The 13,431-nt window shown below is 68.1% G+C and carries 12 protein-coding genes; 7 read left to right on the top strand and 5 right to left on the bottom strand.

Annotated features, from left to right (window positions below):
* Positions 1 to 7: 7 nt before the first annotated feature.
* Both RAB70_RS07070 and RAB70_RS07065 read right to left on the bottom strand, forming a co-directional pair.
* Positions 8 to 1,132, bottom strand: coding sequence for an acyl-CoA desaturase (locus RAB70_RS07070; protein ID WP_148827693.1), 1,125 nt, complete (start codon positions 1,130 to 1,132; stop codon positions 8 to 10).
* An 11-nt stretch (positions 1,133 to 1,143) separates the two neighbouring features.
* Positions 1,144 to 2,220, bottom strand: a complete 1,077-nt coding sequence (locus tag RAB70_RS07065) for a ferredoxin reductase (protein ID WP_148827692.1) — start codon at positions 2,218 to 2,220, stop codon at positions 1,144 to 1,146.
* A gap of 93 nt (positions 2,221 to 2,313) precedes the next feature.
* On the opposite strand from RAB70_RS07065, the gene fabR reads away from it, so the two are divergent.
* The 5 genes from fabR (at position 2,314) to RAB70_RS07040 (ending at position 6,544) form a co-directional block, all read left to right on the top strand.
* Positions 2,314 to 2,958, top strand: a complete 645-nt coding sequence (gene fabR / locus RAB70_RS07060) for an HTH-type transcriptional repressor FabR (RefSeq protein ID WP_017912841.1) — start codon at positions 2,314 to 2,316, stop codon at positions 2,956 to 2,958.
* Positions 2,959 to 3,104: 146 nt separating this feature from the next.
* On the top strand, positions 3,105 to 3,971 hold the full coding sequence (locus tag RAB70_RS07055) for an SDR family oxidoreductase (protein ID WP_017910119.1): 867 nt from the start codon (positions 3,105 to 3,107) through the stop codon (positions 3,969 to 3,971).
* A 454-nt stretch (positions 3,972 to 4,425) separates the two neighbouring features.
* Positions 4,426 to 4,938: a ferritin-like domain-containing protein gene (locus RAB70_RS07050; RefSeq protein ID WP_017910118.1), complete on the top strand. Its 513-nt coding sequence runs from the start codon at positions 4,426 to 4,428 to the stop codon at positions 4,936 to 4,938.
* 71 nt (positions 4,939 to 5,009) lie between these two features.
* Positions 5,010 to 5,516: a ferritin-like domain-containing protein gene (locus RAB70_RS07045; protein ID WP_048491450.1), complete on the top strand. Its 507-nt coding sequence runs from the start codon at positions 5,010 to 5,012 to the stop codon at positions 5,514 to 5,516.
* 125 nt (positions 5,517 to 5,641) lie between these two features.
* Positions 5,642 to 6,544, top strand: coding sequence for a manganese catalase family protein (locus RAB70_RS07040; protein ID WP_017912845.1), 903 nt, complete (start codon positions 5,642 to 5,644; stop codon positions 6,542 to 6,544).
* A 255-nt stretch (positions 6,545 to 6,799) separates the two neighbouring features.
* Here RAB70_RS07040 and RAB70_RS07035 read toward each other — a convergent pair whose 3' ends face one another.
* From RAB70_RS07035 to RAB70_RS07025, 3 genes are all read right to left on the bottom strand, one after another.
* Positions 6,800 to 9,064 carry a methyl-accepting chemotaxis protein gene (locus RAB70_RS07035; RefSeq protein ID WP_225851525.1) on the bottom strand — a complete coding sequence of 755 codons (2,265 nt, stop codon included), beginning with the start codon at positions 9,062 to 9,064 and terminating at the stop codon, positions 6,800 to 6,802.
* Between the two features lie 133 nt (positions 9,065 to 9,197).
* The gene (locus tag RAB70_RS07030; protein ID WP_148827690.1) at positions 9,198 to 10,001 is read right to left on the bottom strand and encodes a YiiX/YebB-like N1pC/P60 family cysteine hydrolase; all 804 of its coding nucleotides are present in this window, start codon (positions 9,999 to 10,001) and stop codon (positions 9,198 to 9,200) included.
* A gap of 105 nt (positions 10,002 to 10,106) precedes the next feature.
* Complete coding sequence (locus RAB70_RS07025; RefSeq protein ID WP_039728364.1) at positions 10,107 to 10,577, bottom strand: hypothetical protein; 471 nt, start codon at positions 10,575 to 10,577, stop codon at positions 10,107 to 10,109.
* A gap of 391 nt (positions 10,578 to 10,968) precedes the next feature.
* On the opposite strand from RAB70_RS07025, the gene RAB70_RS07020 reads away from it, so the two are divergent.
* The gene (locus RAB70_RS07020) at positions 10,969 to 11,823 is read left to right on the top strand and encodes an IclR family transcriptional regulator (protein ID WP_265531397.1); all 855 of its coding nucleotides are present in this window, start codon (positions 10,969 to 10,971) and stop codon (positions 11,821 to 11,823) included.
* Positions 11,824 to 11,927: 104 nt separating this feature from the next.
* Positions 11,928 to 13,340, top strand: coding sequence for an MFS transporter (locus RAB70_RS07015; RefSeq protein ID WP_309252728.1), 1,413 nt, complete (start codon positions 11,928 to 11,930; stop codon positions 13,338 to 13,340).
* The last annotated feature ends 91 nt before the right edge of the window (positions 13,341 to 13,431 follow it).

The raw sequence follows: 13,431 nt of genomic DNA, 5'->3' as shown, positions 1-13,431 counted from the left end.
GCGAGGCTCAGCCGGCCTGTTGCGTCGCCGGCTGCAGCGCCCGCACCGGGCGCGGCCGGCTTGGGAAGGCGTGGCGCAGGATCCGCCACACCACCTGGCCGAACTGCTTGGGCAGCGAGCCGGTGTTGTAGTGCTGGCCGTAGCGCGCGCAGATCTCGCGCACCTGCACCGCCAGCGCCGCATAGCGGTTGGCCGGCACGTCCGGGAAGAAATGGTGCTCGATCTGGTGGCTGAGGTTGCCCGACAGCACGTTCAGCAGCTTGCCGCCGGCCAGGTTGGAGGAACCGCGCAGTTGCCGCAGGTACCAATGGCCGCGCGACTCGTTCTTGATCGACTCCTTGGGGAAGGTCTCGGCGTCGGCGGTGAAGTGGCCGCAGAAGATGATCACGAAGGTCCAGATGCTGCGCAGCACGTTGGCGGCCAGGTTGCCCAGCAGCACCGGCAGGAAGAACGGGCCGGCCAGCGCCGGGAACAGGATGTAGTCCTTGAAGATCTGCCGGCCCATCTTGCGCCCGACCGGCAGGAACGTCCGCTTCAATTCGCCGCGCTTCATCTTGCCGGCCAGCCAGCGGCCCAGGCGCAGGTCCTGGATCGCCACGCCCCATTCGAACAGCAGCGCGAACACCACCGCGATGAACGGCTGCGCCAGGTAGAACGGGCGCCAGCGCTGCTCGGGGAAGATGCGCAGCAGGCCATAGCCGATGTCGTCGTCCATGCCGCGCACGTTGGTGTAGGTGTGGTGCTTGAAGTTGTGCGTCTTGCGCCAGTTGTCGCCGGTGGCGACGATGTCCCACTCGTAGGTGTTGCCGTTCAGGTGCGCATCGCCCATCCAGTCGTACTGGCCATGCATCACGTTGTGGCCCAGTTCCATGTTCTCCAGGATCTTGGACAGGGTCAGCAGCAGCACGCCGGCGATCCACGCCGGCACCAGCACGCTGTGCACGAAGGCGCCGAGGAACAGCAGCGCACGGCCGGCCACGCCGGTGTAGCGCACCGCGGCGACGATGCAGCGGATGTAGCGCGCGTCGCGCGCGCCCAGGTCGGCCAGGGTGCGCATGCGCAGCGCATCCAGTTCGTCGCCGAAGGTCTGCAGTTCGGCCGGGGTGAGTGCGCGGTTGCGGGGAGCCGCCATGGGAAAGTCCTTCAGAGGTCCAGGGTCAGGTCGCTGCTGGCGCTGTTGACGCACAGCTTCAGCGAACCGGGTTCGGCGGCGTGGGCGCCGCTGAGCAGATCACGGGTGATGCCGGCCTGCTTGCCGCAGGCGCAGCTGTTGCAGATGCCCATGCGGCAGCCATGCTTGGGCCGCAGGCCTTCGGCTTCCAGCGCGGTGAGCAGCGACTGGCCGCGCGGCAGCTGCAGCACGCGGCCACTGCGCGCCAGGGTCACCGCCACGGTGCCCTGCTCGACATCGGCCGGGGCCGGTGGCGGGCTGAACGCTTCGGCCTGGAAGCGGGCCACGCGGTGCTGCAGGCGCGCGCGCGCCGCCTGCACGAAGCCGCCCGGGCCGCAGGCCAGCACCTGCGCCTGCCCCAGGTCGCCCAGGGTATCCAGCGGCAGCGTGTCCACGCGCGGCGCCGGCGTCTCGCCTTCACCGGTGATGGCCAACTGCAGGCGGAAGCGCGGATGCGCCGCGGCCAGCGCCTGCAGTTCGTCGCGGAAGCAGACCTGGTCGTGGCGCCGCGCCCAGTACAGCAGGTCGACGTCGGCCGGCATGCCGGCATCGGCCAGTTGCCGCAGCAGCGCACGCATCGGGGTGATGCCGCTGCCGGCGGCCAGCAGCAGCCAGCGGCCGTGCGGCGCGGTCGGCAGCACCATCTCGCCATAGGCCTGGCCGAGTTCGAACACCTCGCCGATGCGCGCGGCGCCGGCCAGGTACTGGCTGACCCGACCGCCGTCGATGGTCTTGACCGTGATCGCCAGGCGCCCGCCCGGCAACGGCGTGGGACTGTAGCTGCGCAGCAGCCGGCGGCCGTCGATCTCCACGCCCAGTTCCACGTGCTGGCCGGCACGCAGGCCGCGCCAGTGGCGGTTGGGCTGCAGCACCAGGGTCACCGCATCGCTGCTGGCGGCCTCGCGCTGCACCAGGCGCGCACGTGGGCGCTGCCAGGTCCACAACGGATGCAGCCGGGTCGACCAGAAATCGAACACGTCCGGCTTGACCCAGGCGCGCAGGGCGCGGGCGGCAGGGCGGAGTTTGGCAGGACGGCGGGCAGCGTTCATGGGGTCCACTATACAGATGAAGATACAGATGTCTATACAGTTGTGCATTCAGCAATGGCGTTATCATCCCCCATTGCCTGGCCCGGTCTGCCCATGACGACGCTCTCCCCTCCCCCGTCCGCGGACACGCCGAACGCTCGCAAGGGTGCGATCTCGCGCGAGGACCTGCTGGCCGCGGCGCTGAAGCTGATCGGGCCGCACCGCAGCGTGTCCACGCTCAGCCTGCGCGAGGTGACCCGCGAAGCCGGCATCGCCCCCAACAGCTTCTACCGCCAGTTCCGCGACATGGACGAGCTGGCGGTGGCGCTGATCGACCTGGCCGGCAGCTCGCTGCGCACCATCATCGGCCAGGCGCGGCAGCGTGCCGCCGGCAATCGCCGCAGCATCATCCTCAGTTCCGTTGAGACTTTCATGGAACAGTTGCGCGCCGACGACAAGCTGCTGCACGTCCTGTTACGCGAGGGCACGGTCGGCTCGGACGCGTTCAAGCATGCGGTGGACCGCGAGCTGAACTATTTCGAGGACGAACTGCGGGTGGACCTGATCCGCCTGGCCGCGCTGGAAGGCGCGCCGCTGCACGAGCCGGCGCTGGTGTCCAAGGCGATCACCCGGCTGGTGTTCGCGATGGGCGCCACCGCGATGGACCTGCCGCCGGAGAAGGATCCGGAGCTGATCCGGCAGATCACCGCGATGCTGCGCATGATCATCGTCGGCGCGCGCACGCTCGCCGCCGGCTGAGTTCGCGGCGCAGCGGCGTCGCCACCGCAGACAGCCATCGGCACGGGCGCTTGCCCGCATCGTGACATGCCGCCGACATGGCCTTGGCCCCGGCTTTACCTGCGCCTGCCCACCCTCGTCGGACACTCCCCCAACGAGGCATGCACATGGCCGTTCCGAACTATCCCTCGCCGCCGTTCAAGGCGCAGCAGCAATCCTTTCCCGGCAAGACCCAGGCCATGGATCCGAAACCGGACCACGGTGAAGACAGCTATGTCGGCCACGGCCTGCTGCAGGGCAAGCGCACCCTGATCACCGGCGGCGACAGCGGCATCGGCGCCGCGGTGGCGATCGCCTATGCGCGCGAAGGCGCCGACGTCGCCATCGCCTATCTGCCCGACGAGCAGGACGACGCCGAGCGCATCGGCAAGCTGGTCGAGGATGCCGGCGTGCGCGTGCTGCTGCATCCGTGCGACATCAGCGACCGCGCGCAGGCCGAAACCCTGATCAAGACCGTGACCGACGCCTTCGGCGGCCTCGACGTATTGGTCAACAACGCGGCCTACCAACGCTATTTCCATAGCTTCGACGAGATCACCCTCGACGAATGGGAGAAAACCTTCGCCACCAACGTGCATGCACCATTCCACCTGGTGCGGCTGGCACTGCCGCACATGCCCGAGGGCGGGTCGATCATCAACACCGCCTCGGTGAACTCGAAGAAGCCCACGCCCAACATCCTGCCGTACTCGGCGACCAAGGGCGCGCTGGCCAACCTGACCATCGGCCTGGCCGGCCTGCTCGCCGAGAAGAAGATCCGCGTCAACGCGGTGCTGCCGGGCCCGATCTGGACTCCGTTCATTCCCACCGGCATGGATGAGGAATCGGTGCGCACCTTCGGCGAGCAGACGCCGTTCGGCCGTCCTGGCCAGCCAGCGGAACTGGCCTCGGCCTATGTGCTGTTGGCTGCGGACACCTCGAGCTATACCTCGGGCACGTTGCTGACCATCTCGGGTGGCGCGGTGACGCTGTAAGGCCGGGAATCGTAAGTGGGGAATCGGGAATGGGAAAAGCGCTGCGGGCTGGCGGCGCTGTAGGTGCGGCTCTCGCCGCGAGAGGCCTTCTCCTGATGTTGTCGCTGTGATCCTCACGCAAGCACACGCATCGCGCCTGCGGCTGTCTCGTTAGCAGGCCACAGATCCAGCGCACTCCCCTCTTCAGGAGCGGCTTCAGTCGCGACAGGCATTCCCATGAAGGCCTGTCACGACCGAAGCCGCTCCTTCGAGCGCAAGCGCAAAAGACATGCAGCACCCGCGCATCACGCGTATCGCCACCGTGTACATCTCCTCACACGGCATCTCGCACGGCATTCACTCTGCGCTGCAACTGCTCTAACGGCGGCGAGTCTAGGTTGATCGCACAGGGGAAAAACACACGGACGCGCGATGCGATGCAGGTGCGTCGCGCACACCATCTGGAGCGATACCCATGACCCGAAGCAACACCGAACGCTTGTTGAAGTGGCTGCAGGACGCCTACGCCATGGAGCAGGAGGCCAACACCATGCTCACTGCCACCGCCGGCCGCCTGGAGCACTACCCGCAGCTGAAGGCGCGCATCGAGCAGCACGTCAACGAAACCCGCGATCAATCCGAACAGGTCAAGCGCTGCATCGAGATCCTGGACGGCTCGATCCCGACGATCAAGGGCACCGTCGCCAGCGTGATGGCCTCGGTGCACGCCGCCGGCAATTCGATGATGAGCGACGAGGTGGCCAAGAGCCTGGGTGTGAGCTACGCCTTCGAGCATATGGAGATCGCCAGCTACCGCTCCCTGGTGATCGCCGCCAAGGAAGCCGGGCAGACCGAGATCGCCGACATCTGCGCCGCCATCCTCGACCAGGAAATCGCCATGGCCGAATGGCTGATCGAGCACCAGGAAGCCACGATCCTGGCGTTCCTGAAGCGCGAACGCACCGAAGGCGAAACCGCCAAGCACTGAGCGTCGTCGTGCACCGCACGACGCGTGCGCATTCCCCCGCAGCACCCACCATCATCGACCGGAGACTCCCCATGGCCGTCAAGACCATCGACGAATTGTTCATCCACGAGCTGTCGGACATCTACAGCGCCGAGAAGCAGCTGACCAAGGCCCTGCCGCGGCTGGCGCGCGCCTCCACCAACCCGGCGCTGCGCGCGGCGTTTGAAGCGCATCTGGAGGAAACCCAGGGCCAGATCGAACGCATCGACCAGATCGTCGAGAAGGGCAACCTGCGCCTGAAGCGGATCAAGTGCGCCGCCATGGAAGGCCTGGTGGAAGAAGGCAAGGAAGTGATCGAGTCGATCGAAGCCGGCCCGGTGCGCGATGCCGCGTTGATCGGCGGCGCGCAGAAGGTCGAGCATTACGAGATCGCCTCCTACGGCACACTTGCCGCCATGGCCAAGCAGTTGGGCATGGACGATGCGTTGAGCCTGCTGTTGGAAACGCTCAATGAAGAGAAGTCCACCGACGAGAAGCTGACCCTGCTGGCCGAGCAGGGGGGCAACGAAGAAGCGGCACGCAAGCGCAAGGCGGCCTGACCGCCCCGGCTGCGGCCCGCCGGCGCGGGTCGCAGCGTCCGTCCCAGACGCCTATCCCCCACGCGCGACCGTCGGTCGCGCCATTGCGTCGTCACGACGTTCGGGCGGGACTCCAGGAGAACCCCATGTTCATGCACAACAAGCGGCTGATGTACACGGTCCGCGTGGCACAACCCGATCCGGCGCTGGCCTCGCTGATGCTGGAACAGTTCGGCGGCCCGCAAGGCGAGCTCGCCGCGGCGATGCGCTACTTCACCCAGGCCATCGGCGAGGTCGATCCCGGCCGCAAGGATCTGCTCTACGACATCGCCACCGAGGAGCTCAGCCACCTGGAAATCATCGGCTCGATCATCGCCATGCTCAATCAGGGGCCGAAGGCGGTGCTGTCCGAAGGCATGGCCGAAGCCGAGGACATGCGTAACCTCACCCTCAACAACAACACCAGCCAGACCCAGCAGATTCTCTACGGCGGCGGCCCGGCGCTGGTCAATTCCAGTGGCGTGCCGTGGAGCGCGGCCTACGTGGACAGTATCGGCGAGCCGACGGCCGACCTGCGCTCCAACATCGCCGCCGAAGCGCGCGCCAAGATCGTCTACGAGCGCCTGATCAACGTCACCGACGATCCGGGCATCGTCGATGCGCTGACCTTCCTGATGACCCGCGAGGTAGCGCACCAGAAATCCTTCGAGAAGGCGCTGTACGCGATCGAGCCGAACTTCCCGCCAGGCAAGCTGCCGGGCGATCCGGCCTTCACCGACCGCTACTACGACATGTCGCAGGGCGACGGCGACATGCAGGGGCCCTGGAACAGCGGCAGCCAATGGGAGTCCATTGCCGACCGCAATCGCCAGGTGGCGGTGGATGGCGGCAGCGGGATGCCCAGCGTGGGCCTGAGCGAACTGGAACAGAGCGCAGTGCAGGCGCTGGCGGCGCGTACGCTGTCGCAGCCGGACAGCGACCCGACCACCGGTGCCGATCTGGGTGCCGGCCCGGGTGCCGGTTCGACCAAGGGCAGCGTGGCGCGCTAGCGCGCCATTGCAGGCCCCCTCGCACGAACTCCGCGATGCGCAAGCATCGCGGCGTTCGTGCGAGAGAGCATGGGCTGTGATCGCCCCTTTCGCGGCAGCCCCCGTTCAGTCGCCGGTCTGCCGGTGCGGCACATGCACCGGCTTGGATTGCCAGCCCCAGCGAGATGCATGACCTCATCGCGCGTTCGCCAGCCCCTGGCATGCAACGACTGGGCGAAAACGGCGTGGCGGCAGGCGCCACCACGCCGCACTGGCTCAGAACTCTTCCCACTCCGCGCTGTCCGCCGGCACGCCCTGGATCGGGCGCGGCTTGGCCGCCGCTTGCCGCACCGGGACCGCCGGCTTGGGCTTGGCGGCGGCAGCGACAGCCCGCATTGCCGGCCTGGCCGGCTGCGGCCTTGCCGCGAAGGCCGGTGCCACGCTGATGGCGGCACCGCCGGCGAGGCGGAACACCGCCACCGCGCGTGCCAGTTCCGCCGCCTGGTCTTCCATGCTCTTGGCCGCCGCGCTGGCTTCTTCCACCAATGCCGCGTTCTGCTGGGTGCCCTCGTCCAGCTGCATCACCGTCTTGCTGACCTGGTCGATGCCCGCGCTCTGCTCGGCGCTGGCCGCGGAGATCTCGGCCATGATGTCGGTGACCCGCTTCACCGAGGCGACCACCTCGGTCATGGTGGTGCCGGCCCGGCTGACCAGGGTCGAGCCCTGCTCCACTTCCTGCACCGAGTCGGAGATCAGGGTCTTGATCTCCTTGGCCGCGGCTGCCGAACGCTGCGCCAGCGAGCGCACTTCCGAGGCCACCACCGCGAAGCCGCGGCCCTGTTCGCCGGCGCGTGCCGCTTCCACCGCCGCATTGAGCGCGAGGATGTTGGTCTGGAAGGCGATGCCGTCGATCACGCCGATGATGTCGGCGATGCGCGCGGACGCGGCGCTGATCGAGGCCATGGTCGCCACCACTTCTTCCACCGCGCGGCCGCCGTGCTCGGCCACCTCGCCGGTGCTCAGCACCAGCTGGTTGGCCTGGCGCGCGCTGTCGGCGTTCTGCTTCACGGTGGACGTCAGTTCCTCCATCGAGGCGGCGGTTTCTTCCAGGCTGGCCGCCTGCTGCTCGGTGCGTACCGACAGGTCGCTGTTGCCGCTGGCGATCTCGCTGGCGGCGGTGTTGATCGAGCCGACCGCGCGCTGGATGCCCTGCACGATGCCGGTCAGTTGCTCGGCGGTGCGGTTGGCGGCGTCGGCGAGCTTGCCGAACGCGCCTTCGTAGCGCACGTCCACGCGCTGCGACAGGTCGCCATCGGCGATCGCCCCCATGATCCGGCCGACGTCGGCCAGGCCGCTGTCGGCCTGGCGCATCAGCCGGTTCAGCGCTTCCACCATTTCCTTGAACGCGAACGCGTAGCGCGCCTCGTTGCCACGTGCAGTGAAGTCGCCGCGGGCGGCCGCGTCGGCCAGCCGCGCGATGTCGCCGTTGACCGCCGACAGGTTGGCCTTGACCACGTCCAGCGCCTCGTGCAGTGCGGCGCGCTGTCCCGGCAGCCGGCGCATGTCGCGGCGCAGGTCGCCGCGACCGTACTCGTCCATGATCGCCATCGCCTCGACGATCGCGTCCAGGTGCTCGAACAGCGCCGTGTTCATGCCGTGCGCGAGCGTGCCGTAGTCGCCGGGGAAGTCCTCCGGCATGCGGTGGCTGATGTCCTCGCCCTGCTGCAGCCGCACCAGGGTCTGCATCTCGCCGTTGAAGCGCTGCAACTGGGTCTGCATCTGCTGCATGCTGGCCATCAACTGCCCGGTCTCGTCGCGCGACTCGACCTTGATCGGATTGTCGAAACGGCCGGAGGCGATCGCCTCGGCGGTGCGCGTGGCGCCGCGCAGCGGCGCGACGATGGCGCCGGCGATCAGCCAGCACAGGCCCACGACCAGCGCCACCAGGCCACCACCGATCACGGTGAGGATCTTGGTGAAGCCCATCGCCTGGGCCTGGATGTCCTCGGCATACACGCCCATCGCCAGCACCCAGTTCCACTGCGGGTACAGCGCGGCGTAGCTGATCTTCGGCAGCTGCACCGACTTGCCGGGCTTGGGCGCGGTGTAGTAGCTGAAACCGTCGCCGCTGCGCACCGCCGTCTGGATGTCGCGGTACACGTACTCGCCGGCATCGCTCCTGTAGCCGCTCATGTCGGTGCCGACCGCGCGCTTGGGATGCATGACGATGCGCATCTGCGGGTCGACGATGAAGAAGTAGTCCACGCCGCCGTTGGTCTTCATGTCGGCCAGCGCGCCCTTGGCCGCTGCCTGCGCCTGCGCCTGCGTCATCTCGCCGCGCTTGGCCAGATCGGCGTAGTGCTGCATCACGCTCAGGCCCATGTCGACCTGGGTCTTGACGCTTTGCTTGCGCGCATCGATCAGGTTGAGATATTGCAGGCGCGCCGCGGCAACGGCGAGCAGGATCACGCCTAGCGCGATCAGCGTGCACAGCACGATGAACTTGCGCGCCATGGGCAGATTGGCGATATGGCGGCGCAGAAATTGGATGGGATTCATGGCGTAGAAAGCAGAGAACGGAATTTTGTATCGGCCAGCGCGCGCTCGAACTTGAACTGCGAAGTGCTTCGCCAGAGCAACGCGCACCACAGTTTCACGCTGCAGCCGGCTTCCGTCAGGCCAGTGCGGCATCCATCGGCGCGCTCGCGGACGGCACGCCGGCGGCGTGCGGCTCCCACACCAGGCGATGGAAATCGAAGCCCTGCTGCAAGCGCGGCTTGACCACGTTGAAGTACGGCGAGACGTCGAAATCGCGCGGCAGCGTCAGGCTGTGATGGCGCGGATGCAGGATCTCCACGTCTTCTCCGGCATCGCTTCCCGTCGGCGGCGCCTGGTCGATTTCCGGCAGGATGGGATAGCGGATCGCGCCGAACGCCTGCGCCAGCAACGTCGAGCAGATCGCCCGGGTCGGCTCGCCGCTGCCCAGCTCCAGGAAGCGCCGCTTCACCGACGACGGCAGCGGCGGCGTGCGGATCAGGTAGCGCGCCAAATCGAAGATGTTCTTCAGGTCGTAGCTGTTGCCGACCCGCGAGACCATGTACTCCACCACGGTCTCGATCTCCTGCACGCTCAACCCGACCGGACGGCAGATGCGGGTGTGCAGGCCGGCGAACTCGCTCAATCCCACCAGGCGCACGCCGACGTTGATGTCGACATCGCAGAACAGCGGCGCTTCCTCGCCGGGAAGCGCGTCCACGTGGTCGCCGATGTACAGCGCCGCGTGCGACCAGGTGGACTGGCTCAGGTACTTGATGGCGGTGGAGAAGCGGCTGTTGCCCTCGACCAGCAACACGTCGCCCTTGCGCAGCGTGGCACGCAACAGCTGCGGCGGGCTGGTCGGCAGTTGCGAGCCATGGCGGCGCGGCTTGGACAGGAACTTGGCCAGGTGGCGGCCCAGCAAACGTGGCAAGGACAGCATGCGCGTTCCCCCGAGGGACGGCCGCTTCGGCGAAACGGCTCCGCTATCCGCAATGGCGGCCATGCGCTGGATTTCTTGAATGGCGTGCCGGCGCCAGCGACCGGCTCACGGTTGCCGCAGGATCGACAGCTCCACGAACTGCGCGCTGCTGGAACGCAGGTAGACCGCATAGCGGCCACGGCCCGGCACTTGCACCAGAAAGCGGTCTCCCGGCACCGGCTGGAGCTTGTCGACCGCGGCCGCACCCAGCGGCGCGATCCGCAGCCGCACCTTGGCATCGTCCTGCGCTGGCGTGAGATTGGCGATGGTCAGCGCGCCATCGAAGAGGGTGCGGCTCTCGCCCGGCAACAGACTCAGCATCAGCGACATCGCCGCGGCCTTGGCGTCGCAGGCACCGGCCTGCGCCTCGGCCAGCTGCCGCTGCAGCGGCTTGACCTCCACGTACTGCACGAAGCCGTAGGTCGCGCCGATCACCACCAGCACTGCCGAGACCTCGGCGGCGGTGCGCTTGAACGAGAGTGCTTGCCACCATGTCTGCGCCGGCGGGGGCGGCGTCTGTCGGGTCGTTCGAGCCATGCATCACGGTATCGATGCCGCCATGCCGCTGTCTGCCAGCACGGCTGACATCGCCGCGCACGGCCGCGTTCGTCTACCTGGCGATACAGACGCGACGCCACGTGCCTCGCGATAGGCGCCGCCCCAAGCACGGACATCGCGCGATGGCGCGGCATGGCCTCGCGCCTACGCAACTCCCAGCAGGCGATGACGCGTCTTTCGGAGGTTTCGAAACCACGGATCGTCAACCGCCCACGCATGTTGCGCCGCAACTTGACGCATCGAGCGCCCGGGCGGAGTCTTGGCATGAAATTTCGAAATTATTTTCGCAATCCGAAATTCACTTGTCAAGCGACAGGATCGGGCGGGTCGAGCAAGCTGGCGATTCCCCCGGGTCCTCCAGGAACTGCAGATGATCAAGACGACTTCCCAGCGCGCGGCCGGCGCCGCGCCCGACGACGGCGACGAGGCCGGGGACAAGAAGCTGCGCAGCACCGTGCAGTCGCTGGCCAAGGGCTTCCGCGTGCTCGAGGCGTTCTCGTCCGAGCACGAGGAACTGTCGCTGAGCCAGATCGCGGCCCTGGCCCGGCTCGATCCCGGCACCACCTTCCGCATGCTCAACACCCTGGTCGAGCTGGGCTACGTGCACCGCGTGCCGGAGAGCCGCCGCTTCCGCCTGACCCTGAAGGTGCTCGACCTCGGCTTCCACGCCATCGCCCGCCGCGATCTGCGCAGCGTGGTGCGGCCGCTGCTGCGCACGCTGGTCAGCGACGTCAACGAAGCGGCCAGCTTCGCGGTGCTGCAAGGCCCCGACGTGCTCTACATCGAGCGCGTGCGCGCCGGCATCACCCGCCTGGGCGTGGACATCCGCATCGGCACCACCGTGCCCAGCACCCGTACGGCGATCGGCCTGGCGATGCTGGCGCACCTGGCGCCGGCGGAAGTGACGCGGGTGACCGGGGTCGACGTGCAGGGTGCGCAGACGCCGGAGATCGCCACGATCCGGCGCACCTTCGACAGCATCCGCCGCGACCGCTACGTGATCCTGGAGTCGATGCTGACCGAGGGCCTGCGCGTGCTGGCGGTCCCGGTGCTGGATGCGGACGACTATCCGCTCGGCGCGATCAGTGTCGCCGCGCCGTCGGTGCGCACCAGCCACGCCGAACTGCTGGAAACCGCCCTGCAGCCGACGCTGCAGGCCGCCAAGGACATCGCCTTCGCGATCCAGGCCAGCGGGAGTGTTGCCGTGACCGCCCCCAGCACCTGATCCGCCCGGGCCACCGCCCGGCCCTCCCTGTCGGTCTCGCTGCGTGGACGCTTCGGCGCCCGCGTCGGGGTCCCCTTGTCCTGCGAAAGGCAGCCACGATGCTCATGCCCACCACAGCCCCTGCCCCCACCGCCAACGCCACCGCCACCGCCCGCACCCCCTCCATCGCCGAGGCGCAGGCGGAGATCGGCGCACGCCTCGAACGCCTGCCGATCACCCGCAACGTGTGGTGGGCGCGCAACATCGTCGGCGCCGCCACGTTCTTCGACGGCTACACGGTGATCGCCATCGCCTACGCGATGCCGGTGCTGACCAAGGAATGGCAGCTATCGCCGGCACAGATCGGCACGATCCTGTCGGCCGGCTACCTGGGCCAACTGCTGGGCTCAGTGTTCTTCGGCTGGCTGGCCGAGCGCATCGGCCGCCTGCACGTGCTGCTGTTCACCATCCTGCTGTTCGTGTCGATGGACGTGGCCTGCCTGTTCGCCGGCAGCGCCGCGGCGATGATCGCGTTCCGCTTCGTCCAGGGCATCGGCACCGGCGGCGAGGTGCCGGTGGCCAGCGCCTACATCAACGAACTGATCGGTTCGAAGAAGCGCGGCCGCTTCTTCCTGCTGTACGAGGTGATGTTCCTGCTCGGCCTGGTCGCCGCTGGCGGCATCGGCTACTTCCTGGTGCCGGCCTACGGCTGGAAAGCGATGTTCATGGTCGGGCTGATCCCGGCGGCGATCATGATTCCGCTGCGCTTCTTCATGTTCGAATCGCCGCGCTGGCTGGCCGCCAAGGGCCGCTACGCCAAGGCCGACACCATCGTCGCCGAACTTGAACGCAGCGCCGAGCGCCGCCATGGCCCGTTGCCGGCGCCGGTGTTCGACCGCAGCGCGCTGCCCAAGGCGCAGCGCTCGGACTGGCGCGAGCTGTTCGGCAGCGTCTATCGCAAGCGCACCCTGGTGATCTGGAGCCTGTGGTTCTGCTCCTACCTGGTGGCCAACGGCATCATCACCTGGCTGCCGACGCTGTACCGCACGCACTTCGGGCTGTCGCTGCAGCAGAGCATCGCCTATGGCTTCTTCACCTCGCTGGCCGGCGTCGCCGCCGCAGTGGCCTGCGCGCTGTCGATCGACAAGGTCGGGCGCAAGCGCTGGTACGGGCTGGCGTTCGCCGCCGGCGGGCTGCCGCTGCTGGCGCTGGCGGCGCTCGGCGGCACCTCGGCGCCGCAGGTGCTGGTGTTCGCGGCGCTGGGCTACGCCGCGGTGCAGACCATCACCTTCTCGCTGTACCTGTACTCGGCCGAGCTCTACCCCACCCGCATCCGCGCCATCGGCACCGGACTGGGCAGCGCCTGGCTGCGCCTGGGCTCGGCCTGCGGGCCGCTGCTGGTCGGCGCGGTCGTCGCCGGACTCGGCATCCGCTACGTGTTCGCGGCCTTCGCTGCCGTGCTGCTGGTCGGCGCCGTCGTGACCTGGCGCTTCGCCCTGGAAACCAAGGGCAAATCGCTGGAGCAGCTGTCGCCCTGAGCGTATCGCCGGCACTGCCGCCGGCGCATCGCACAACACCTCCGCACCACCCCCGTCGGACCCCGCGTTCGATTCCATCCCCCGTTGATCC

The organism is Xanthomonas sontii, from assembly GCF_040529055.1.
GTDB classification, from domain to species: Bacteria; Pseudomonadota; Gammaproteobacteria; order Xanthomonadales; family Xanthomonadaceae; genus Xanthomonas_A; species Xanthomonas_A sontii.
This window is presented reverse-complemented; position numbering and strand designations above follow the sequence as displayed.

Coding starts and splice junctions, on each gene's coding strand:
- RAB70_RS07070 (WP_148827693.1), bottom strand. CDS start 1,132: ATGGCGGCTCCCCGCAACCGCGCACTCACCCCGGCCGAACTGCAGACC.
- RAB70_RS07065 (WP_148827692.1), bottom strand. CDS start 2,220: ATGAACGCTGCCCGCCGTCCTGCCAAACTCCGCCCTGCCGCCCGCGCC.
- fabR (WP_017912841.1), top strand. CDS start 2,314: ATGACGACGCTCTCCCCTCCCCCGTCCGCGGACACGCCGAACGCTCGC.
- RAB70_RS07055 (WP_017910119.1), top strand. CDS start 3,105: ATGGCCGTTCCGAACTATCCCTCGCCGCCGTTCAAGGCGCAGCAGCAA.
- RAB70_RS07050 (WP_017910118.1), top strand. CDS start 4,426: ATGACCCGAAGCAACACCGAACGCTTGTTGAAGTGGCTGCAGGACGCC.
- RAB70_RS07045 (WP_048491450.1), top strand. CDS start 5,010: ATGGCCGTCAAGACCATCGACGAATTGTTCATCCACGAGCTGTCGGAC.
- RAB70_RS07040 (WP_017912845.1), top strand. CDS start 5,642: ATGTTCATGCACAACAAGCGGCTGATGTACACGGTCCGCGTGGCACAA.
- RAB70_RS07030 (WP_148827690.1), bottom strand. CDS start 10,001: ATGCTGTCCTTGCCACGTTTGCTGGGCCGCCACCTGGCCAAGTTCCTG.
- RAB70_RS07025 (WP_039728364.1), bottom strand. CDS start 10,577: ATGGCTCGAACGACCCGACAGACGCCGCCCCCGCCGGCGCAGACATGG.
- RAB70_RS07020 (WP_265531397.1), top strand. CDS start 10,969: ATGATCAAGACGACTTCCCAGCGCGCGGCCGGCGCCGCGCCCGACGAC.
- RAB70_RS07015 (WP_309252728.1), top strand. CDS start 11,928: ATGCCCACCACAGCCCCTGCCCCCACCGCCAACGCCACCGCCACCGCC.